We start from the raw sequence: 19,724 nt of genomic DNA on the forward strand, positions 1-19,724 counted from the left end.
ATTATAATAGCAGCACTTAGGCATAGTAATCTATTGATGATGAAGTTTGTTGTCGAGAACTTTGTGCAGTGTTATTTGCTTGCTCGTCGTTTTCATCATTAACTGACTTATTATTAGCCAAATTACCTTGGGGTCCACTCTCACTTTGCTCAGCAGTTTCGCCACCTGATTGCCCATAAGAAATAGTGCTTTCACCAAGCTCTAATCCTTGTTGCGCTAACATTTCACGTAAGCGCGGCATTGATTGTTCAAGTGCTTCTTTGGCTTGCTGGTTTTGTACTACAAAGTTTATATGCGCTTGTTCTGCATCGCTACGAATACGTATTTGCATACTGCCCATTTCGGGAGGATCTAGGCGAATTTCTGCTTCTTTGTTATTAATGCTCAGCATTGAGCTAACGCGCTCTTGCAGTAATTTAGCTGCATCACTTTTAACAATATTAATTGCCTGCATTACACCAGGATCAATACTTACTTGCTTAACTTGCGATGTACTTTGTAATTGTTGAGTTTGTATTATTTGGGTATCAAGTAAGCTCTGCTCGTAACTTAATGAGTCGTATTGGCTTAATGTGCTCACTTGCTGAGTATTTAAAGCAGCTGTAATTTGCGTAAATACTTGTGCCACGCGTACAGGAGTTTGTTCTGCAGTTATTTTTTTAAGGGCATCTTTTTGTAATTCTTCAAGTGATTTTAATAAATCATCACGCTTAGTTGAGGTTGTTACGGCTTTATTTAAATCAGCCTCTTCGTTTGTTGATGTCTTTAAGCTTAACTTTTGTGGATTATATACTGTGTTAGGAGTCTCTGACGCTACAAACGTTTTTGAGTCTGCCTTAGCGGTATCGGCAAGTCCTATTTCAATTGAAGCTTTTAATTCATTAACTGTTTGCTTAAGCACTGCTAATTGCTCGCCTTTAGGCTGCTCTGTTTTAATATAAGCGTTTAATTGCGTTAATAAGCTTTGTTTTTCAGTTGTATTAAGTGAATTGATTTCTGCGCTAAAAGAGTGTTTAGCTACGCTACCCTGTGCTTCTTCATTATCAGTAATAAATTGCGCAAGCATTTGCTTAAGATTTGAAGTGCTACTAGTTGCGTTACTGGTTGAATCAGTATTTTCTAATACCTTAATTTGCGCGTTAAGTTGTGAGCGCTGCTCCAGCGTTAAACTAGCAATAACATCATTAGCTTTAATTAAGCTCTCATCTTTAGTCATTAACGTATCTATTGCTGCATTATTATCAGCTTCAGTTGCGGCTGAAGAAGACTGAGTAACGCCCGCTTTGTCGGTGAGTGTTGGCAAAACTATATTATTTTCATCAGCAGACTTATTTTGTCCTATTTGCTCTCTAGAACTCATTGAGGTTGAGACAACTTCAGTTTTTTCTAATATAGGGCCAATGCTGTCATCGGGCTTTTTATTTATAGAATTTAATGGCCCTTCAATAGCTTCAGCAACACCACTTTTCCGATGCTTGCCTTCATTTAATGGTAACGAATTCAAAGATGGTGAGCTAAAGTTATCGCTTTTTGAATCAGTTAATTTAGCCGTTTTAGAGTCTACATTAGTGGCAATTGGATTTTGCACTACACTCGCTGTATTCGCTTCTTTAGCCGATACTTCATCACTTGTATTAGTGGATGCAATTATTGATGTGCTTTGTAATTCTGAATTCTCTATTTCTGTGTTTTCTATTTCGGTATTCTCTGCTTGTGTAGCTTCTAGCTCTGCATTTTCTGATTCTAAACTGTTAGTTGCATCGAACGGCTTATTGACCGAAGTGCTCATTGCTTGTGCTGAATTAATTTGATCAAGCATCTCAACAGGCACAAAAGTAACTTCATCTGTTGTTACTTCATCTAGCTTTACGCTCAGATTTTCATTTTCTTCTGGCTGTTTATGCTTAGGTATGGCAATAGAGTTTTCGGCATTGGGATTTTTATTGCCTTTAAGCAAAGGCTCCATAGAGTTATGCGCTTCGTTTAGTTGACTTAAAAATTCATCGCCTAAATTTTCTTCGCCATTAGCTAAGCTATTGTCTTTAAAAGCTAACAGTGAGTCTTTTTCAGAAGAAACTAAAAACGAAATGTTATTCATCGCCATAAATCACCTAATACCATTACGGCAATATGCCACCGCATACCGCCAAAAGTTGAATTCCACTAAGTAATAAAGCAATTAACGTGCCTGAATTACAAAGCTTTACGACGTTGAAAAAACTGATTAGCTGAAAATTCATCTAACATTTTTTGCTCATTTTTTGCCATTAACGCATTCGCTTTGAGTTTTTGATTTTCGATTAATTTGGCGACTGCTTTAGCTTTAATTTGCTGCTTAAGCCACAGCGTTTTACGTTGAGTAACAACTTGTTTAGCCGTATTTACGGTACTTGCTTGTTGACGAATTGCTTCTTCAATTTTAGCTATAAAGGCATGGTACTGCCCAAACCCGGCGCTGGATAAACCCGACTTACCTTTTAGGTGTAACTGCTGAGAGTATTCCAGTCTAAAATTATTTAAACCTTGTAGCTTTTGTTGATTCGATTGCAAGTTTTGATTAGCTTGTAAGTAACTCATGCGCAAATTTTCTTCTTTATCATTTTCAATTTTGAGCAATAAATCGAGTTTGTTTTTAGCCATTATGCTTGTCCTAATAACTGAGCAAGACCTTGCAGACCATCATCGTAACTAATGACATCTCGCATACCTTGTTGTAAAAATGCATTTACTCTTGGCATCATGTTTATAGCTTGGTCGAGCATTTGATCGGTCCCTTTTTGATAAGCGCCTAAGGTAATCATGTCTTTGTTTTGTTGATACATTGAATACACTTGTTTAAGCACTCGGGCTTGTTGCATATGCGGCTCAGAAACAACTTGAGGCATAACACGCGAAATCGACTTTTCTATATCTATAGCGGGATAGTGCCCACTGTCAGCTAAATCACGCGATAGTACAATGTGGCCATCTAATATAGCTCGCGCTGCATCAGCAATAGGGTCTTGCATATCATCGCCTTCACTCAACACCGTAAAAAAGCCAGTAATTGAACCTTGCCCTTCACCGCCATTACCAGCACGCTCCACCAGCGCAGGTAATTTAGCAAACACCGAAGGCGGATAACCCTTTGTAGCGGGCGGCTCGCCAACAGCAAGTGCAATTTCACGTTGTGCCATTGCGTAACGTGTTACCGAATCGAGTAACAATAATACGTTTAAACCCTGATCTCTAAAATACTCTGCAATAGTTACGGCGCTCTCACAGCCTTTTAAACGCATAAGTGGTGATGAATCAGCTGGCGCTGCAACAACTACTGAACGTTTGCGCCCTTCTACACCGAGTATTTCTTCAATAAATTCTTTTACTTCGCGGCCACGCTCCCCCACTAAGCCAACAACAATGACATCAGCTTCGCTACCTCGGGTCATCATACCGAGAAGTACTGATTTACCCACACCAGAGCCTGCAAACAAGCCCATACGCTGGCCTTGCCCTACTGTGATAACCGAGTTAATAGCACGCACACCTACATCCATAGGCTTAGTGATTGGTCTTCTTGAAAGCGGGTTTATAGTATTTTGCGCAAACTTTAAATGATGCTCAGCATTAATTTTACCAAGGCCATCTAGCGGTCGCCCTAAACCATCCACCACGCGGCCTAATAAACTCATTCCTACAGGTAAACCTAAATTATTTACTTGAGGAATAACACGCGCACCAGGTAATACACCAGAGATGTGGTCGTTAGGCATTAAGTACAAAGTTTGATCGTTAAAACCGACTATTTCGGCGTCTACAAAGCCGTTCATAGTTTCTATTTTACATTGGCTACCAACGGGTGCACGTAAACCTCTAGCCTCAAGGGTAAGGCCAACAACACGCGTTAAAATACCTGCCACAGCAGGCGCCGGGGTTTTAATATGTTGTTGATATTGAGATAAGCGTTCGCTTAAAGGTGCACGTTGAGTTGACATAATACGCCAATAAAATAGTTAGATACCACTATTATGCAAAAAACTATCCAACGTTTCTTTGACACGTGTTTTAAGGGTCATGTCGAGTGACGATTGCGCTGTTTTAACTTCACAGCCACCGCGCTCAAGAGTGGGCTCTGCCATTAATTGCCAGTTATTATCAATAATGGTTTGTTCGCCGTAGCTCTCTTTTATGAGTTCTAAGTCTTCGGGGTTTAAATGGATTCGTACTTTTTCTTGCTCCGCATTAAGTGAATCAATACTTTGCTTTAACGTATGTAAAATTACATCAGGCGATGTTTTTACTTCTTGATAAATAACAGCTTCCGCCAACATGCTAGCAAGTTGTACTAATTGCTTTTCAGCTTGTTCGTCCACTTTATCTAGCGGTGCAGTTAACCCCTCTAAAATGGTTTTTAAACTTGTTAACTGCTCTTCAATTAATGGTTTTACGTCATCAAGGCCTTGTGTTTTACCTTGCTCTAACCCTTCTTTGTAACCTGCTTCTTTACCTTCGCCAACGCCTTTTTCAAAGCCGTCTATGTAGCCTTGCTCATGACCTTGCTTAAGGCCTTCTTCGTACGCGTCTTGTCTAATGCGTTCAAGCTCAACCATGGTAAGCGCAGGGAGTTCTGGTTCTTGTGGCTCATCAATAGGCATTTCTTCGGCTAATTCTTTTTTGTACAGCTCACTAAGCGGTGTGCCGTAAGCCGTAGAGCGATTGCCAAAGCTGCTCTCATCTGGTGCTACATCCGGAATAGCCCAGTTTTTTAATAATTCATCTGCTTCATCAGCCCGAAGTGTGCGTCCTTTGAGTTTGCTCATGGTTTACAGGAACTCCTCGCCACCGCCGCCGCCCAGCTGAATTTCACCTGAGTCAGATAAACGACGCGCTGTTGATAAAATCTCTTTTTGCGCCGCTTCTACTTCGCTTATACGTACCGGTGCCATAGCTTCTAAATCATCAGCAAGCATTTCGGCTGCACGCTTAGACATATTGCCCAGTATTTTGTCTTTAAGCGCATCGTCGGTGCCCTTAATTGCTTTCATTAATACGTCTTGTTGTACTTCTCGTAGGATTGCTTGAATACCACGGTCTTCAACATCCATTAAGTTTTCAAACACAAACATTAAGTCTTGAATTTGCTGCGACATCTCTTCGTCATGTTCACGAATAGAGTCCATTAACTGCCCTTCTACATTGGTATCTAGGTAATTCATAATATCTGCAGCGGCTTTTAAGCCACCCATTTTAGCAGCTTGTGCACCTGCTTGGCCGGCAAATTGTTTTTCCATAATTTCGTTTAGCTCTTGCAGTGCTGCCGGCTGAACTTCTTCAAGGTTTGCAATACGCATGGTTAAATCTAAGCGCACTTTTTCAGGGAACTGAGCAATAATCTCAGCTGACTGCTCTGGCTCTAAATACGATAATACAATGGTTTGAATTTGTGGATGCTCATTACGAATAATATTCGCTACCTGCTTAGAGTCCATCCATTTTAATGAATCCAAGCCTTTAGCGCCTGAGCCCATAACAATTTGGTCAATAAGGCTAGCGGCTTTGTCTTCACCAAGTGCTGCAGTAAGCGCTTTTTTAATAAAATCTTCTGACTGAAAACCAATGGTACTAAAGCTTTGAATTTGTTCTATAAACAAGTTGTGTACAGCGCTAATTTTAGCTTGAGATAAATCCTGTAAACCAGCCATCGCCATACCCACTTTTTGTACCTGTTTAGGTTCTAAGTGTTTAAGGATTTGCGCGGCATCTTCTTCTGATAAACTCAAAAGTAATATAGCGGCTTTATCTACCCCATCTAGCTTATCAACATCAAAGGCTGGCGGGAGTTGTTTTTGTTCTTGATCAGTCATCTTCTGTTAACCACGCTTTGACTACTTGTGATGATAGTTCTGGTTCGTTAGCTACAAGGGCACGAATCGCTTTAAGTAAATCTTCGTCGCCATGTAAATCCGGTAACTGCAGTGTACCATCACTTGAGAAACCAACCGAAGCAGAATCAAAGTCTTTATTTAGCATATCAAGTGTATTGTCGCCAATATCTACGCCTGAACTTAATGCATCTTCGTCGTATTCTTCTAGTGTATCGTCTGGGTAAATTAAGCGTTTAAGCATTGGTTTTACTACTGCCATTATCAATACAATGATAACTAAGGCGCCTAATACAAGGCGGGCTATTTTCATAAACCAGTCTTGTTCCCACAGTGGCACTTCTATTGCTAAATTTGTTTCTTCACGTACAAACGGCACTGTCACTACTTCAAGTGCATCACCACGTTGCATATCAAAACCTACACCACCTTGCAGTAAGCGACGAATATTTGACAATGCCTCTACCGAGCGTGGAGTCATGGTTGTTTCACCGTTTTCTCCCACTTTAGCAATGTAGTCAACAGCAACTGATACGCTTATTCTACGTATTACACCACTTTGCTGGCGCTTATGAGAAATTGTAGTGTCGAGTTCATAATTACGCGTGGCTTCTTTGTGGCTGCGTGTTGGTGATGTAGCTGTGCCTGCACCACCTTGCCCCGCAACCTCAGGAATGTTCGAGTTTAACGGTGGCTGATTTGTAAGCGCACCTGGAATACCAACAGCTAGGCCGCCAATGTTATTTTCTTCAAATGTGGTTTCGCTTCTAACCGCTGGTAGGTCTGGGTTATAACGCTTTTGAGTTTCCTCAATCGAGCTAAAGTCCATACTCAAATCAACTTGAGCTGTATAGTTTGCAAGCCCAACAACCGGTATTAAAATACTGTCTATTTTTTCAAGGTACTCTTGTTCGCGCTTACGTTCTAAATCGTATTCTTTACGAGAGCGTGCTGCTAATGAGCTTTGCGAACCTGAATTTAGTAATCGACCATTTTGATCGGTAACAGTAACTCGCATAGGCTCTAAACCCTGTACTGCCGAAGCAATCATATCAACAACAGAATCTACTTCTTCACGGTCAAGTGAGCGTCCACGTTTGAGTGTTAATACAACTGTAGCGGATGGTTTTTTCTCTCTGCGGGCAAATACGTTTTCTTTAGGAATGGCTAACAATACTTTAGCGCGAGTAATATTATTAAGCTCTTCAATGGTCCGTGCTAATTGCTGTTCACGGCCATGTTTTAGGCGTTCGCGCTCTAAGCGTTGGCTTACACCAAAGCCCATATCTTGCATAATTATGTCAGAGCCCGACGCTGGCCCTTGCTCTAACCCTTCGCGGGTCATTAACAATTTAATATTTTGGTATTCGCTTTCATCAACCGACACAACGTTGCCATCTAGTTGATATTCAATTTGTTGCGCATCTAAAAAGTCGAGCGTTTGAATAAGCTCTTCAGTTTGCATTTTGCCTAACGGGCGCATATCTGGCTGACGAGCCCAAATAATAATAAAAATCGCGATAGCTAAACAAATAGCCAATGCTATAACCAATGTTACTTGGCGCAATACATCAACACCATTTAAAGCACTTAAGTAGCCTGACTTTTGTTCTTGTTGATCATCACCACCACTTTGGTCAATACCGCCACCAGCAAGTGCTAGGTCTGTAGATTGGTTAGATTGCGCCACAATAATTCTCCACTACCTAATTAAACAGGCATGTTCATGATTTCTTTATAAGCTTCAACAAGTTTATTACGAACCTGTACTGTAGCCTCAAAAGCAACTGACGATTTTTGAGAAGCAATCATCGCCTCAGCAAGCGATACACTTCGATCACCCATCTCAACTGCTGTTACTTTTTGAGCGGCATCTTGTTGTAATCCGTGCACTGAATTTAGTGCATCACTTAGCATGTCGCCAAACTGGGAAGTAGAAGTAGGTTGAACTTGAGTCGGCAATTTATTTATTTGATTATTACGGCCGGCTTCTAAAGCCATTGATTGCATTTCTTGAAATACAGCACTGTTTTGAATTTTCATAATTTATCTCTGACACGCAGTGAACTCTTACAAGTAATAAAGCACAAAGCATGCCAAATAATTAATTGTTAAAATACATGGGGTTAACTTTGATTTGTGTTAGTCAGAGTTTTGACAACCCTAAGCTTGCACTGCAAACTTAGGGTTTATAGGAGGTTATGCAGGAAGTGAAATACCTAAATCGCGCATTTGCGCTAGTTTATAACGTAAAGTTCGTGGGCTTATGCCCAACGTTTCGGCAACGTCTTTACGCTTGCCTTGGCAACGCGCAAGAGTTTCTAAAATAATGCGATGCTCTTTGTCTTTAAGCTCATCTTTATAGCTACCGGTATCTGCCGCTAGTAAACCTTGCTTAGGCTCATCCTCGGCATGCGATTTTTCATCATAATATGCAGAGCTTAGCGTGCTTTTATCAACGCCTTTATCTGCGTGAGCTAATTCTGTTGGCGATACTGTTTGCGCCGATGCCAATGATGGCTCCATAACAAAGTTATTAGATACTAAGTTTTCGATAAAAATAGCATGCTCGTTTATTGTATCGCCACTTCGCAATATAAGTGCACGCTGTATAACGTTATCAAGTTCGCGCACATTGCCAGGCCACGCATGAGCCAATAACTTTTGCTCAGCAGCTTTATCTAAATATGCCATGGGCTCTTTGCTTTTACTTATATGGCGCTCAATTAAATGCTTAGCCAATACAATAATATCGCCAGGGCGTTGGCACAATGGTCGCCACATTAGTGGAAAAACATTAAGCCTGTAATATAAATCTTCTCTAAACTGATTTTCAGACACGGCTTCTTTTAAATCACGATTACTGGTTGCCAAAATACGTACATCGAGCTGGATTGTTTTACGACCCCCTAAACGCTCTACTTCACGCTCTTGCAGTACGCGTAAAAGTTTAGCTTGTAGCCCTAAGTCCATCTCAGTAATTTCATCAAGTAAAATAGTACCGCCTTGTGCTTGCTCAAACTTACCCGGACATGCTTGAATCGCCCCCGTAAAAGCTCCTTTTTCGTAACCAAATAACGTGGCTTCGAGCATATTTTCAGGAATTGCCGCGCAGTTAATCGCCACAAATGGCTCATTACATCGGCTCGACTTATCATGAATATAACGAGCAAGTACTTCCTTACCTGAACCACTTGGGCCAAGTACCATCACACTTGCATCAGAGCGTGCTACTTTACTCGCAAGCTCCAATAATTGAATACTAGTTGGGTCGGCAACAATAGGTCCGTCGGTTTCTTTTGCTTTTTCAGGCAGATAACGACTCACCATATTTAACAGCACTTCAGGTGCAAATGGTTTAGCCATGTAGTCAATTGCACCTAGGCGCATGGCTTCTACCGCATCGTCAATTGTGGCGTACGCCGTCATCATCAATACAGGTAAATCAGGGTGGTTTAATTTAATACTGCGTAGTAAATCCAGTCCACTCATTGCGCCCATTTGCACGTCGCTTACAACAAGCGAAAATTGATCTTTTTTAAGCAGTAACATTGCTTGCTCAGCACTGTTGGCTGCAACACATTCAATACCCGACATTTCAAGGGTATCTATTAAGGCTTCACGAAGCCCTGCGTCATCTTCGACAACTAAAATAGTGTTACTCATAATGAACCCTCTAGTTTAGATGTTGCTTTAATAGGCAGTAACAAACTAAAGCAGGCACCACCCTGCGTATTATTGGTCACATCAACACGACCTTGGTGCGCACTAGCAACCGAACTCACTACAGCAAGCCCTAAACCTGTGCCCTGACTTTTTGTAGTAAAAAATGGTTCAAAAATTTTATCGCTTTGGCTTAAATCAACACCTGGGCCATTGTCGCTCACACTGATACGAACCATATCTAAATCTTTTAAATCTCTTTGTGCGCTAATTTTTACTTTTGCGCCGCTGCCAATAACTTGAATACTATTGTGCACAAGATTTTGAATAGCACTGGCCAATGCCGTTTTATTACCGACTATTTGTATATCTGGCTCTGGTAAGCTTACATCCAGCTCACTTTCATTAAGTGCGACCATCGCATCAGCGCCCGCTTTAACTTCTGTTAAAAGCTGCTGCATTGAAACTTGCTCAACAACTTGCTGATCGCCACTTTTAGCAAATAACAGCATGTCGTTTACTTGAGTTTCTAAATCTTTTAAACGCGACATTAACTTTGTTTGAAAGTTATCGCGAGATGCTTCGGGTAAGCGCTTTGATCCTAAATTAGCGGCGTAAAGCATAGCGGCTGAGAGCGGTGTACGGACTTGATGCGCCAGTGACGCAACCATTTTACCCAGCGCGCTTAATCGCTGCATATGTGCAACACGTTTTTGTAAACGGCGAGTTTCGGTTAAATCCGTCATTAAAATAAGTTGCCCAGGCTCTGGTGCTAAAGCGGTAATATCAAGCTTTATTAGGCGCCCGTCTTTTAAAGACACTTCGTGACCATCGTCTTGATGCGGCCTAAAAGAGCGCTGAATAACATTAAACCAGCGTTCGCCTTCAAGTGGCTCGCCAAGCATATCAATCGCTATTTGATTCGCTTTTGCAATCAACCCTTTGCCATCAAGTACAACCACGCCTGCTGGCATGGTATCAACCAAATGCGAAAGCCAACTTGCTTGCTTGCGCAGATCGCTTAATTCACCAATGTACTCCTCTTGAAGTAAACATGGGTTATACTGATTTGCAGAAAAAAACTGTGGTTTTAGCACGCTAGCAAGGGCCATAATCAAATCTCGAATTGATGTAGATATATGTCTAAATGCACGATTTATACCAAAATTTATTTACATACTTATCATTAAGTTACATCAATAATTTGAGCGACATAAAAATGACGCACACAAAAAGGAATAATAATGAGTGAGCAAATAAAGTGCCGTTGCCCGTGGCTCGACACTACTAAACCCGACTACGTTATTTACCATGATGAAGAATGGGGCGTCCCTCTTTATGATGATTCAAAGCTGTTTGAATTTATCACGCTTGAATCCGCGCAAGCCGGCTTAAGCTGGTACACAATTTTAAAAAAACGCAGCGGTTATAAAAAAGCATTTGCTAATTTTGATGTACAAAAAGTGGCACAATTCACACAAGATGACGTTGAGAGACTAATGCTTGATGAGGGTATTGTGCGCAACCGATTAAAAATTGCGGCAACCGTCAACAATGCAAAGCGCTTTATAGAAATACAAAAAGAATTTGGTAGCTTTAGTCACTACCAATGGCAGTTTGTGGGTAATAAGCCGATTATAAGTAATTTAAATAACGTTGAGGACTACCCAGCAATTACAGAGGCATCAACTGCATTTGCTAAAGATTTAAAAAAACGGGGTTTTAAGTTTTTAGGACCAACCACGGTTTACGCTCATATGCAGGCCTGCGGTATGGTTAACGATCACAGTAATGATTGTTTTAGAAAAGAAGAAATTATTAAGGCTTTTAGTGGGTAAGTGATTTATAACCATAAAAGTGATTTGTTCACAAAGAGGTTAAGAGACGCTGCGCTTTAGAGAAGTGACGCGTAAGTTGACTATGGTTTCTCATTTACCTTCGTTTTTCTCTTTGTGAAATAACGTTTTATTTAAATGATTAAAAGTCTTGTTTTTCACGCGAGCAAGTCTAGCGTCTACAACAAAAATAAAAACCGTGTAGGTGCGAATTTACTTCGTGCTCTTGCTAATATTTTTAAGTAAAGTGCGGTATAAAACCGCACCTACAAAACGAGGGGTTCTTTATCTACTGTGTTTGGCCAATTTATAACTAAACACTGACAGCTGCTTTTAAACCTTAATCTCTTGAAAGATTATACTTTTTCATTTTCTCAACGAGTGTTGTTCTGCGTACACCTAGTATCTCTGCAGCGCGAGCTACAACGTAATCATAGCGCTCTAACGCTTGGGTTATTAAGCTAATTTCAAGTTCGGCTAAATAATCTTTAAGTTCAATACCACCATCTGGCAATAGCCCACTACCCGTTTGGCTAAACTCAGCGTCTGGCTCACTTTCGTAATCGCTAAAACCGGTGCTAAATATATCGTTAAAAGCATCTTTTTCCATTAACTCTTCAGGGTATTCTGGCTCGTAGGCTTCAACTTCAATGTAACGATACTTGTTAGGCAAGTCGGGAATATCAACCACTTTTTCAGGGAACATAATAACCATGCGCTCCACCAAATTAGCAAGCTCACGAATATTACCAGGCCAAGCATGTTCTTTTAAGCTCTCAACTGCGCGCTCTGTAAACTTAGCGGTAGAACCTGTTTGGTCGTTAACACGGCGCATTAACTCTTTTAAAAGCAGCGGAATATCATCAGCACGCTCACTCAGCGATGGGTTTTCGATAGGAAATACATTTAAGCGGTAATATAAATCTTCCCTAAAACTGCCCTCTTCAATCATTGTTTCAAGATTACGATGCGTAGCTGCAATAACGCGTACATCAGCCTGAATCGCCTTTGTACCACCAACTCGTTCATAACTTCGTTCTTGCAATACTCGAAGTAACTTAACTTGCATTTGCAGTGGCATATCGCCTATTTCATCTAAAAATAACGTGCCGCCTTGAGCAAGTTCAAAGCGCCCTTTACGAGCCGATATAGCACCCGTAAATGCGCCTTTTTCGTGGCCAAATAGTTCGCTTTCGAGCAGTTCTGCCGGAATAGCACCACAATTAACAGGCACAAACGGTCCATTAATGCGCTTTGATAGCAGGTGAACATTACGGGCAACCACTTCTTTACCTGTGCCCGACTCACCTAAAATAAGCACGTTTGCATCGGTTTTAGCCACTTGTTCAATTAAAAAGCGAACATCTTTAACCGCATCGGTTTCACCAACAAGGCCATCAAACGTTTTGTGTGGTTTACTGTGCTTATGCTCATTTGGCAACATTCGCTGATACTGCTGGCAATCGTGGAGTAACTGAGTTGTCACTTCGTGATTAAATGGCTCGCAAATAAGCCCCACCACATTAGCGATACTTAATAGTGGTTTTAGCGTTTCGCCAATTAATAAAAAGGGTAGAGTTGGATAGCGTTTAATTAAGCTTTCGTGGTCAAGTGATTGCAACGCTCCTAAAATAATCATGCATTCTTGCTGCTGATATTTTTTGCATTCTTGTTCAAAGCAGTCTTCGCTTAATAGTTGAACTGCTTCACCAATAAAGCCAAGTGAAGCATTTAATCCTATTGCGCGGTTGTTATTATTATCTAAAATCAAGATCATATTTAGCGAGCCGTACTTTCACTAATTTGTATAATTAGTTAAATTGTAAGCCAGTTCAGCATGGATGCAAGTGATAGCGGCAGTTTTTTGACATAAACGCCAAAAAACAGACGGGTTAGTTAAGTCAATCATACTTAATAGTTAATCATTAAGTATGAGTTGTAGTTTTAACTTAGTTATTACTTAGCCATTACCTAGCTATTACTTAACTGTAACTTAGCCCTAAAAATTAATTTACTCGGCAATAAAAATGCTATTGTTAGTAAATAAACTCAATTATAAATTTAAGTTGAAGTTACAAATGCCGATATATAGATAAGTGAAAATGCTTGGCATTAATATTGCTTTGTTCTTATAAAAGTATAAAAGCTTAATTAATTTTTTGTATTAGCTTTCACATAATTTTATCGTTTTAAATTTTAGGATTTTCCCATGGCTCATGTCTCAGTAAAAAAATACAGTCAAGTTCGTGCTAGCAGCATTGCCGAAATGGCACCTTACGAACAAATAAACCTTATATTCAGTAATATTATTGGTCGTTTAGCTGCAACAAAGGGCTTTATTGAGCGCAAAGAAATAGCAAAAAAAGGTGAAAATATTTCAGCATGTATTTTGTTATTTGGTGCACTGCAAGATGCACTTAATTTAGAAGTAGAACAAGACCCTAGTATTTCTAACAATTTATTGGCACTTTACGATTACTGCCAACGTCGCTTAACGCAAGCTAACCTACATAACGATATTGAAGCAATTACTGAAGTATCAAGTATAGTTAAAGAAATTAAAGAAGGTTGGGATAATATCCCACTAGATCAACGCAACCCTGCGGTTTAATTTTAATTATGGATTCGCAAACACCAATAAGCCATGCTGAGCAGATACAAGCATTACTTAGTAACATTGAAGTGTTGGTAAATGATAATAATGCAGACGAAGCTCAGCCTCTTTTAGACACTTTAAATACTAAACTAAAGCAATGGTGCGAAAGCAGCGACGGCCCAAGTGCAGAGCAATTAGAATTAATTCAGCTTCGTATCAACACTATTTTAGTAACAGCGAATGGTGCAAAAAACGAATCTTCTAAAGCTATTATTAAACATAAAAAGTCAGGAAAGGCGATAAAAGCTTATAAAGCCATCTAGTGAATAGGTTTAATAAACTACCTTTATTCAAACTAAATACATGGCTATATCTTACTATTTGAATCAAAGAGCAATACACAAAAAAAACCGCTAAGTTTAAACTTAGCGGTTTTTTATTAAATCTATAATATTCTTACTCAGCTATTAATTTGATTGCCTAACTACGCCTGGCATGTTCTCTAATTGAGCTTGGACATAGCTGCTGGTGTTATTAAGGCTCGCCACCAATAAATCCATCGCATTATATTGAGAATATAAACGAGCTGATAACGACTCCATTTTACTTGTTAAACTTTCTCTTTGATCATCTAAATCATCTAACTGATTTGTTTTACTATCAATTCTGTTTTGGATAATACCGTCAGAATCTGTATAAAAACTAACTAAATCATCAAACGACTGTGCAAAGCCATCATCATTACTACCAACAAAAAATTGCTGTACTAAACTAACATCGGATTTAATTTGATCATTCAATGTGTCACTATCCAAGCTAAGCACACCATACCGGTCAGTTGTTACTCCTAATTGTGAAAGTGATAACGAACTCCCTCCTACATTTACTGAATCTGTTATTGTATCTCGCAGTTTAGACATTACACCACGTAATAATGAGTCCCCAGCCATTACGCCAACGCCATCTTCACCTGACGCACCTAAGGTGTTACTAAGCTCTAACAACTCGTTGTAACTACTGATAAAACTATTTAAACCTGTTTTAATATTATTATTGTTCTCAGTAACTGATATGTCGCTTATGTCGTCATCGATGTCATGCAGTTTCTTAACATTAATGTCAACACCATCAATAACATTGCTAAACTCATTAGTATTACTTGATACAGTCAACGCACCATCAATTGTTATCTGTGCATTTTGTGCAGCGTTAACTTGCGTTAGGTTAGTTGTATGATTAACAGGGTCTGCGTCTGATACATCATAAGCTAATCGAGATAATCCGCCAGTATCAGTATTATTACCGTCATCGTCTTGTACGGAAATTGTAATTGCGTTGTCTTCACCGGTTTCTTTACTTGTAAGTACTAAATGCTGACCTGTATCACTCGTGACTATAGTGGCCACAACTGAATCATTACTATCATTGCCAGTAAAAGGGCCGTTATTAATTTGGTCTCGTAAATCTTCTAACGTGTTTGTAGCCGATAAAACCGTAGAAAAACTATTTGTGCCAGAGCCTATCGTGATTACACCCGCACCTATAGCCTCGTCTGCAGCAAACGCAGGGGAAGATAACTTATGAGCTTGTGCTAATGCGTCTACTTTTACGTTATAGCTTCCAGGCTGCGCATTTTCATCTGCGCTAATAGAGATAAAGTCATCAGTACCTGATGTACTACGCTGCTGGTATTTATCACTATCCCCCAAAGCTTCCATTGAGGTTTGCACTTTTTCGAGCGCTGACTTAAGTGCGCCAACAGCTGAAATATCTGTTGTTAAATTAGCTTCTTTAGTATTTAAACGAGCTTCAGCAGGTGCTTGTTCAGCATTAACTAATGCATCAACAATATCTGATACGGCTAAACCTGAGCCTAAGCCATTAAACGAAATAGACATACTTCACCTCTTAAATACTCAAAAATAAACTAACTTATTATTAGTGATTGGAACTACTCACTAAACCGTTTGATCAATCAAAATACCTGCCGATTCAGATAATTTAGAAACTAAACTTAACACTTCCTCAGAAGGATATTGTTTAATGACTTCACCACTGTTTTTATCAAGAACTTTAATTACATCGCGGCCTGAATCTTCATCAACTTTAAATTGTAAACTTCGGTTCATTTCGCCCATAAAGTCCTGCAATTGTTGCGCCATCTCTTCTAACTGTTCACGCTCTAAAGGCTGCTTTTCCGTAGGGTTTATATCGTATTGGTTTTTCTGTAATTGCTGTTGATTTTGTTTATCCACTTGATTTACATCATCAACAGCTCGTTCGGTTAAAGAGTGAACAACCGGTCCTACCTGCTTGTCATTTCCAGCGGTTAGATTAGATAACGTTGTAACCTCTGCATTTGAAGTAATTGTATTCATAACAGATTCCTATGTGTACTTAATTAAACCAACAATAGCTTAATTTTAGCCCTTGAACCATAAAAGGAGGTAGCTAAAGCCACCTCCTTTTATTGTAAAGCTAATACTGACTTTATGTACTAGCTAACCATTAAGCTAACGCTTGACCTATTAACCTAATAAGCTAAGTGCTGTTTGTGGCAACTGATTCGCTTGCGACAAAATTGATGTACCTGCTTGTTGCAATATTTGGTTTTTCGTCATCTCTGCAGTTTCTGTTGCAAAGTCAGTGTCTTGAATTCGGCTACGTGATGCAGATACGTTCTCAGAAATATTTGCTAAGTTACTTATTGTGTGGTCAAAACGATTTTGAACCGCACCTAAGCTCGCTCGTTGTGAGTCGATGTTTGCAATCGCGTTATCAATAATTGCTAGCGCATCTTGCGAGCCCTTTTGGCTTGTAATATCAACGTCAGAAACATCATTTAGCTTACTTGTTACATCAGTTGTACCGGCGGCTAAAGACGCATCGCTTGCTTTAGCACTAAATGTTTCTGAAGAATTCAACTGAACAGCACCTGACACTCTAGTTGCACCAGCTGCTGTATTTAATGTTACGGCTGTACCAGCGGTCCCATCATAACCTTCTGGAGTAACATCAAGTTCAACTGTTGGCGTACCAGCGCTGTCGGTTAAACCTGCAAATGTAATATCTGCGCCGTTATTATTTGATACAGAAAGAGCACCATTTTCAATTGTTGCTGTAACACCATGATCATCAGTAGCACTGTTAATGGCCTCTGCTAATGCTTGCTCATCACCAGCTTTAGTACCAGTACCAACAAATGATAGCTTTTCGCCATTAAGTTCAAAACTTACAGATTCATCTTCAGCAGCTAGCGCAGAAAGAGATAAGCCAGCTTCAGTTCTTGCTTGAGCTGTAACACCTGTCGAGCTCGTTACACTGTTAATCGCGGCAGCGGCATCTTCAGCACTCGCACCAGCAGCAATAGTAACTTGAGCGTCATTACGCCCAGAAATGTCATATGTACCACCAGCAACAGCACTACCAGCTAAAGCAGCTGTTGCAGCTGCAGCTTGACCAAAACCATCAGCTGCTGCTGATTGTAAATTAACTTGGTTAGACCCAATTTTTTCTGCCGCTACACTAGACAATGATACGTTAATTGTTTCGTTTGCATTTGAACCAATTTGGAATGATTTTGAACCGAAGCTGCCGTTCAATAATTGCTGACCACCAAACGAAGTCGTATCTGAAATACGTGTTAGCTCTGTTGATAAAGCTGATACTTCTTTTTGTAGCGCTTCACGGTCTTCTGATGAATTTGAACCATTCGCTGATTGTAGTGCTAGTTCACGCATACGTTGTAAAATACTTGTAGACTCACTCATTGCGCCTTCAGCTGTTTGCGCCATTGAAATACCATCGTTTGCATTTCTTTGAGCTACGCCTAAACCATTTACTTGTGATGTTAAACGATTTGAAATTTGTAGGCCTGCCGCATCATCTTTTGCGCTGTTAATACGCATACCCGATGATAAACGCTCCATTGATNGTCGCTAAATCAGAACCTGATTGAGATAGGTTACGTTGTGCGTTTAATGAAGATACATTTGTGTTTACTGAAATCATAAGAAAACTCCTGATTACTTTCGTAAAAGTACTGTTTTGATTTAACCAAGAGCCGTAACAAATTTATGTACAAGCCCCTTACTGATTAACTTAACGGCAGGAAGTAAAATACCTTTAGTTTTTATTTAATAAATTGTACAAAAGTAAGTTAAACGCATAATTCAAAATGGTTTAATAAAAAATCAAATAATAAAAAACAAAAAAAGCGCAATAAATTGCGCTTTTCTAATACAAAAAAATGCTGTTAGTTTAATTAACCGCCTAGTAAACTAATCGCGGCTTGTGGCACTTGGTTTGCTTGCGATAAGATTGACGTGCCCGCCTGTTGCAAGATTTGATTTTTAGTCATATGCGCAGTCTCTACTGCGAAGTCGGTATCTTGAATACGGCTGCGTGATGCAGATACATTTTCAGCAATATTAGCAAGGTTACTAATTGTATGACTAAAGCGGTTTTGTACCGCACCTAAACCTGCACGTTGAGAGTCAATATTAGCTATTGCGTTATCAATTACTGATAATGCATCCTGCGACCCTTTTTGGCTGGTAATATCAATATCCGCTGCATTTTCTAAAGCACTTGTTACTTTAGTATTAACAGCATCAACAAAAGTAGTACCTGTTGTGCTAAAGGTATCTGATGAATTTAATTGGATAGCTCCAGCTATTCTGCCTGAGTCAGTTCCGCCTGTTGCAATAGTAACTGTATCACCATCTGTGCCATCATAGCCTTGGGGGATAATACCTAAGGTAGAACCCGTGCCGCCAGTAAAACCAACAATTTCAATATTTGCACCACTATTATCTGAAACAGACAGCACACCATTATCAATAGTGGCTGTAACACCATGCTCATCTGTTCTACTGTTAATAGCTTCAGCCATTGCTTGTTCGTCACCTGTTGCAGTTCCTGTTGCTACAAATGACACTTTTTCGCCGTTCAACTCAAAACTGACAGACTCACCTGCTGTCGTTTGTGTGCCCGTAATATCTAAACGCGCTTCTGTTCTGGCTTGTGCTGAAACACCTGTAGCACCTGTTACCTGATTTATTAAATCAGCAGCCTCTTCAGCACTAGCGCCAGCTGGAATAGCTACAGTAGAGTCTTCTCTTCCAGAGATTGCTAAATTACCATATGCTATTGTACTTGCAGCAAGCGTACCGGTGCCCGTTTCATTTACTTGACCAAAACCATCGACAGTAGTTGCAGATTGCAGGTTAGTTTGATTTGCACCGATTTTTTCTGCTGCCACACTTGAAAGTGATACATTTATTGTTTCGTTAGCGTTAGCGCCAACCTGAAATGTTTTGCTACCGTAGCTGCCATCTAATAATTGTTGTCCACCAAATGAGGTGGTATCGGCTATACGTGTCAATTCAACCTGTAAAGCTGATACTTCTTTTTGCAGCGCTTCACGATCTTCTGGTGAATTAGATCCGTTTGCTGATTGAAGTGCAAGTTCACGCATTCTTTGTAAAATACTTGTTGATTCACTCATTGCACCTTCAGCTGTTTGCGCCATTGAAATACCATCATTAGCATTTCGTTGAGCAACTGCTAGGCCATTTATTTGCGATGTTAATCTGTTTGAAATTTGTAGACCTGCGGCATCATCTTTTGCGCTATTGATACGCATACCTGATGATAAACGCTCCATCGAAGTTGCTAAGCCTTCACCTGATTTAGTTAAGTTACGTTGTGCGTTTAGTGACGACACATTAGTATTTACTGTTAATGCCATTTTACCATCTCCTAGGT

Annotated in this window: 17 protein-coding genes; 3 read left to right on the forward strand and 14 right to left on the reverse strand. The window is 39.9% G+C overall.

The window, feature by feature from the left end; translation table 11 throughout:
* Nucleotides 1-16: 16 nt before the first annotated feature.
* The 9 genes from I6F50_RS03715 to I6F50_RS03755 all read right to left on the reverse strand — a co-directional run bounded on the left by I6F50_RS03715 (nucleotide 17) and on the right by I6F50_RS03755 (nucleotide 10,636).
* Nucleotides 17-2,104: a flagellar hook-length control protein FliK gene (locus I6F50_RS03715; RefSeq protein WP_197175327.1), complete on the reverse strand. Its 2,088-nt coding sequence runs from the start codon at nucleotides 2,102-2,104 to the stop codon at nucleotides 17-19.
* Nucleotides 2,105-2,193: 89 nt separating this feature from the next.
* Entirely contained in the window at nucleotides 2,194-2,640 is a 447-nt protein-coding gene (gene fliJ / locus I6F50_RS03720; RefSeq protein ID WP_024589948.1) for a flagellar export protein FliJ, read from the reverse strand.
* Nucleotides 2,640-3,974, reverse strand: a complete 1,335-nt coding sequence (gene fliI / locus I6F50_RS03725) for a flagellar protein export ATPase FliI (protein WP_024589949.1) — start codon at nucleotides 3,972-3,974, stop codon at nucleotides 2,640-2,642. Before fliI ends, fliJ begins: the two co-directional genes overlap by 1 nt.
* An 18-nt stretch (nucleotides 3,975-3,992) precedes the next feature.
* The gene (gene fliH, locus I6F50_RS03730) at nucleotides 3,993-4,799 is read right to left on the reverse strand and encodes a flagellar assembly protein FliH (protein ID WP_165728696.1); all 807 of its coding nucleotides are present in this window, start codon (nucleotides 4,797-4,799) and stop codon (nucleotides 3,993-3,995) included.
* A 3-nt stretch (nucleotides 4,800-4,802) separates the two neighbouring features.
* Nucleotides 4,803-5,843 carry a flagellar motor switch protein FliG gene (fliG, locus tag I6F50_RS03735; protein ID WP_007581881.1) on the reverse strand — a complete coding sequence of 347 codons (1,041 nt, stop codon included), beginning with the start codon at nucleotides 5,841-5,843 and terminating at the stop codon, nucleotides 4,803-4,805.
* Nucleotides 5,836-7,551, reverse strand: coding sequence for a flagellar basal-body MS-ring/collar protein FliF (fliF, locus tag I6F50_RS03740; protein WP_007581880.1), 1,716 nt, complete (start codon nucleotides 7,549-7,551; stop codon nucleotides 5,836-5,838). The genes fliG and fliF overlap by 8 nt, the downstream gene beginning before the upstream one ends.
* 20 nt (nucleotides 7,552-7,571) lie before the next feature.
* Nucleotides 7,572-7,904, reverse strand: coding sequence for a flagellar hook-basal body complex protein FliE (fliE, locus tag I6F50_RS03745; RefSeq protein WP_007581879.1), 333 nt, complete (start codon nucleotides 7,902-7,904; stop codon nucleotides 7,572-7,574).
* 156 nt (nucleotides 7,905-8,060) lie between these two features.
* Nucleotides 8,061-9,527: a sigma-54 dependent transcriptional regulator gene (locus tag I6F50_RS03750; RefSeq protein WP_197175329.1), complete on the reverse strand. Its 1,467-nt coding sequence runs from the start codon at nucleotides 9,525-9,527 to the stop codon at nucleotides 8,061-8,063.
* Complete coding sequence (locus I6F50_RS03755) at nucleotides 9,524-10,636, reverse strand: PAS domain-containing sensor histidine kinase (protein ID WP_002959347.1); 1,113 nt, start codon at nucleotides 10,634-10,636, stop codon at nucleotides 9,524-9,526. Before I6F50_RS03755 ends, I6F50_RS03750 begins: the two co-directional genes overlap by 4 nt.
* A 132-nt stretch (nucleotides 10,637-10,768) precedes the next feature.
* Between I6F50_RS03755 and I6F50_RS03760 the strand changes: the two genes are divergently transcribed.
* Complete coding sequence (locus I6F50_RS03760; RefSeq protein ID WP_197175331.1) at nucleotides 10,769-11,362, forward strand: DNA-3-methyladenine glycosylase I; 594 nt, start codon at nucleotides 10,769-10,771, stop codon at nucleotides 11,360-11,362.
* Between the two features lie 337 nt (nucleotides 11,363-11,699).
* On the opposite strand, the gene I6F50_RS03765 is transcribed toward I6F50_RS03760, so the two are convergent.
* Nucleotides 11,700-13,136 carry a sigma-54-dependent Fis family transcriptional regulator gene (locus tag I6F50_RS03765; RefSeq protein WP_197175333.1) on the reverse strand — a complete coding sequence of 479 codons (1,437 nt, stop codon included), beginning with the start codon at nucleotides 13,134-13,136 and terminating at the stop codon, nucleotides 11,700-11,702.
* A 432-nt stretch (nucleotides 13,137-13,568) separates the two neighbouring features.
* On the opposite strand from I6F50_RS03765, the gene fliS reads away from it, so the two are divergent.
* Together fliS and I6F50_RS03775 are read left to right on the forward strand one after the other, a co-directional pair.
* The gene (gene fliS, locus I6F50_RS03770; protein WP_101162758.1) at nucleotides 13,569-13,970 is read left to right on the forward strand and encodes a flagellar export chaperone FliS; all 402 of its coding nucleotides are present in this window, start codon (nucleotides 13,569-13,571) and stop codon (nucleotides 13,968-13,970) included.
* An 8-nt stretch (nucleotides 13,971-13,978) separates the two neighbouring features.
* On the forward strand, nucleotides 13,979-14,278 hold the full coding sequence (locus I6F50_RS03775; RefSeq protein WP_165728692.1) for a hypothetical protein: 300 nt from the start codon (nucleotides 13,979-13,981) through the stop codon (nucleotides 14,276-14,278).
* A gap of 144 nt (nucleotides 14,279-14,422) precedes the next feature.
* Here the strand turns inward: I6F50_RS03775 and fliD are convergent, their stop codons facing one another.
* The 4 genes from fliD to I6F50_RS03795 all read right to left on the reverse strand — a co-directional run bounded on the left by fliD (nucleotide 14,423) and on the right by I6F50_RS03795 (nucleotide 19,707).
* Nucleotides 14,423-15,853: a flagellar filament capping protein FliD gene (fliD, locus tag I6F50_RS03780; RefSeq protein WP_165728691.1), complete on the reverse strand. Its 1,431-nt coding sequence runs from the start codon at nucleotides 15,851-15,853 to the stop codon at nucleotides 14,423-14,425.
* Between the two features lie 60 nt (nucleotides 15,854-15,913).
* Entirely contained in the window at nucleotides 15,914-16,333 is a 420-nt protein-coding gene (locus tag I6F50_RS03785; RefSeq protein WP_165728690.1) for a flagellar protein FlaG, read from the reverse strand.
* Nucleotides 16,334-16,483: 150 nt separating this feature from the next.
* Nucleotides 16,484-17,884, reverse strand: a complete 1,401-nt coding sequence (locus I6F50_RS20425; RefSeq protein WP_197175335.1) for a flagellin — start codon at nucleotides 17,882-17,884, stop codon at nucleotides 16,484-16,486.
* A 335-nt stretch (nucleotides 17,885-18,219) separates the two neighbouring features.
* Entirely contained in the window at nucleotides 18,220-19,707 is a 1,488-nt protein-coding gene (locus tag I6F50_RS03795; RefSeq protein ID WP_197175337.1) for a flagellin, read from the reverse strand.
* Nucleotides 19,708-19,724: the final 17 nt, after the last annotated feature.

Source organism: Pseudoalteromonas sp. NZS127_1 (assembly GCF_015864295.1).
In the GTDB taxonomy this organism is placed as follows: domain Bacteria; phylum Pseudomonadota; class Gammaproteobacteria; order Enterobacterales; family Alteromonadaceae; genus Pseudoalteromonas; species Pseudoalteromonas arctica.

Coding starts and splice junctions, on each gene's coding strand:
- fliI (WP_024589949.1), bottom strand. CDS start 3,974: ATGTCAACTCAACGTGCACCTTTAAGCGAACGCTTATCTCAATATCAA.
- fliS (WP_101162758.1), top strand. CDS start 13,569: ATGGCTCATGTCTCAGTAAAAAAATACAGTCAAGTTCGTGCTAGCAGC.
- I6F50_RS03765 (WP_197175333.1), bottom strand. CDS start 13,136: ATGATCTTGATTTTAGATAATAATAACAACCGCGCAATAGGATTAAAT.
- fliJ (WP_024589948.1), bottom strand. CDS start 2,640: ATGGCTAAAAACAAACTCGATTTATTGCTCAAAATTGAAAATGATAAA.
- fliH (WP_165728696.1), bottom strand. CDS start 4,799: ATGAGCAAACTCAAAGGACGCACACTTCGGGCTGATGAAGCAGATGAA.
- I6F50_RS03760 (WP_197175331.1), top strand. CDS start 10,769: ATGAGTGAGCAAATAAAGTGCCGTTGCCCGTGGCTCGACACTACTAAA.
- fliE (WP_007581879.1), bottom strand. CDS start 7,904: ATGAAAATTCAAAACAGTGCTGTATTTCAAGAAATGCAATCAATGGCT.
- I6F50_RS03785 (WP_165728690.1), bottom strand. CDS start 16,333: ATGAATACAATTACTTCAAATGCAGAGGTTACAACGTTATCTAATCTA.
- fliD (WP_165728691.1), bottom strand. CDS start 15,853: ATGTCTATTTCGTTTAATGGCTTAGGCTCAGGTTTAGCCGTATCAGAT.
- I6F50_RS03750 (WP_197175329.1), bottom strand. CDS start 9,527: ATGAGTAACACTATTTTAGTTGTCGAAGATGACGCAGGGCTTCGTGAA.
- I6F50_RS03775 (WP_165728692.1), top strand. CDS start 13,979: ATGGATTCGCAAACACCAATAAGCCATGCTGAGCAGATACAAGCATTA.
- I6F50_RS03715 (WP_197175327.1), bottom strand. CDS start 2,104: ATGGCGATGAATAACATTTCGTTTTTAGTTTCTTCTGAAAAAGACTCA.
- I6F50_RS03795 (WP_197175337.1), bottom strand. CDS start 19,707: ATGGCATTAACAGTAAATACTAATGTGTCGTCACTAAACGCACAACGT.
- I6F50_RS20425 (WP_197175335.1), bottom strand. CDS start 17,884: ATGGAGCGTTTATCATCGGGTATGCGTATTAACAGCGCAAAAGATGAT.
- fliG (WP_007581881.1), bottom strand. CDS start 5,843: ATGACTGATCAAGAACAAAAACAACTCCCGCCAGCCTTTGATGTTGAT.
- I6F50_RS03755 (WP_002959347.1), bottom strand. CDS start 10,636: ATGGCCCTTGCTAGCGTGCTAAAACCACAGTTTTTTTCTGCAAATCAG.